3 protein-coding genes are annotated in these 1,889 nt (G+C 41.0%); 2 read left to right on the forward strand and 1 reads right to left on the reverse strand.

Annotated elements, in window-relative coordinates:
- The first annotated feature begins 543 nt into the window (after positions 1-543).
- Positions 544-693: a hypothetical protein gene (locus tag J2S17_RS28700; protein ID WP_307480798.1), complete on the forward strand. Its 150-nt coding sequence runs from the start codon at positions 544-546 to the stop codon at positions 691-693.
- Positions 694-843: 150 nt separating this feature from the next.
- Here the strand turns inward: J2S17_RS28700 and J2S17_RS28705 are convergent, their stop codons facing one another.
- Positions 844-1,083 (reverse strand): NifU family protein, encoded by a 240-nt coding sequence (locus tag J2S17_RS28705; RefSeq protein WP_307480801.1) that lies wholly within the window; start codon positions 1,081-1,083, stop codon positions 844-846.
- A 280-nt stretch (positions 1,084-1,363) separates the two neighbouring features.
- Between J2S17_RS28705 and J2S17_RS28710 the strand changes: the two genes are divergently transcribed.
- The gene (locus J2S17_RS28710) at positions 1,364-1,687 is read left to right on the forward strand and encodes a YuzD family protein (protein WP_307480803.1); all 324 of its coding nucleotides are present in this window, start codon (positions 1,364-1,366) and stop codon (positions 1,685-1,687) included.
- The last annotated feature ends 202 nt before the right edge of the window (positions 1,688-1,889 follow it).

A 1,889-nucleotide genomic window follows, 5' to 3' on the forward strand; every position in this document is an offset into this window, starting at 1 on the left:
GAGAATAGCGTAGAAAGATGGGCATTCAAAGCTCAACCCTGATCGCAAAGCGAGAATAGCGTAGAAAGATGGGCATTCAAAGCTCAAGTCTGATCGCAAAGCAAGAATAGCGTAGAAAGATGGGCATTCAAAGCTCAAGTCTGATCGCAAAGCGAGATTAGCGTAGAAAGAAGGGCATTCAAATCTCAAGTCTGAGCCCAAAGCGAGAATAGCGTAGAAACATTGGAATTCAAAGCTCAAGTCTGATCGCAAAGCAAGAATAGCGTAGAAAGATGGGCATTCAAAGCTCAAGTCTGATCGCAAAGCGAGAATAGCGTAGAAAGATGGGCAATCAAAGCTCAACCCCGATCCCAAAGCGAAAATAGCGTAGAAAGATGGGCAATCAAAGCTCAACCCCGATCCCAAAGCGAAAATAGCGTAGAAAGATGGGCATTCAAAGCTCAACCCTGATCCTAAAGCGAAAATAGCGTAGAAACATGGGCATCCAAAGCTCAAGTATGATCCCAAAGCAAGAAAGCCCCGAATGGGTTTCGGTTGGTCTCGTTGGCAAAGTGCTGGCAAGAGATGATGGGGCATGTGAAGGGAATGGCAATTGCATTCCAAACGATGAAGGGAATTGCTACGCAAACATCTAAGGACTATCGAGTAATGAAACGTATAGGAGCGAATCAAATTCTTGTTCAATATAAATAAAGATTAATGGAGAAGAGAGGGGGAGGTAAGATTTCCCTCTTGTTTAACATCGGGAATAAAAAAAGAGATCTAGAATGAAATCATCCTAAACCCCTTGCGTCTAAAGTGATATCTATGAAGACACCGCTTTTTTTAATATAGAAAAGTGGATTAAAATACTTGTTCAACTTCAACTACACCAGGTACTTCTTCTAAAAGAGCACGTTCAATACCGGCTTTTAAAGTGATTGTTGAACTTGGGCAGCTTCCGCAAGCGCCTAATAAACGTAATTTAACAATACCATCCTCTACATCTACTAATTCACAATCCCCACCGTCACGAAGAAGGAAAGGGCGCAATTTATCTAATACTTCTTGTACTTGATTATTCATTGCAGTTTGTTCAGCCATTTGAAATCGACTCCTTTCTTAATACTTATTATAATCAAACTGTAACTAAAAATCTATTCTCAAAGCAAGAATTCCGCTCTTTAGGAAACATTTTCTTATACCGCCTTTTATGTGTTATTGTAAAATAAAATGAGGTAGTATACATTTTCGAATATTCCAGCAGCGGCAACCAGCTCTCTTTATCATAAGTCAAAGACTGTAACCAACCTTCTTGGTGATTCGTCTTAAGCTTGTGGGGGCAGGGCAGTCGCCTTCGCATTTCGGTTAAGGGGGAGAGTTTTTGGTTAAGGTATTGGAGATTATTGTTTATGGGGCTGAAGTACTTTGTCCGAGTTGTGTCAATTTGCCTTCATCGAGAGAAACGTATGAATGGCTTGAGGCTGCTTTATCCAGAAAGTTTGTTGATCAAACATTTAAGATTACTTATGTTGATATCCATCATCCGCCAGAAGATGATGCTAAAAAGGCTTTTGCGCAAAGAGTCATTGATGAGGATTTATTTTACCCTGTTGTCAGTATTGAGGATGAAATTGTCGGAGAAGGAAATCCAAAGCTTAAGAAAATCTGTGCTGAGATGGAAAGGTATGGATTTAAGGCAGTGTAGGCTGGGTATAAAAAAGCGAGCATCCCTATTATCAGGAATGCTCGCTTTTTAAGTTAGCTATGACGGCCTTGATGAATCGTCTTAAGCTTGTCGGAGCTGAACAGTCGCCTCCGCTTTTCGTGCTGTCTAGCTGCGGCTCCTAGCCCCTCGAGGTCTTAAGCCAAATCACCAATAAGGTAAAAAACAACCTTATTGATGAATC

The sequence above is a fragment of the Cytobacillus purgationiresistens genome (assembly GCF_030813235.1).
In the GTDB taxonomy this organism is placed as follows: Bacteria; Bacillota; Bacilli; order Bacillales; family Cytobacillaceae; genus Cytobacillus; species Cytobacillus purgationiresistens.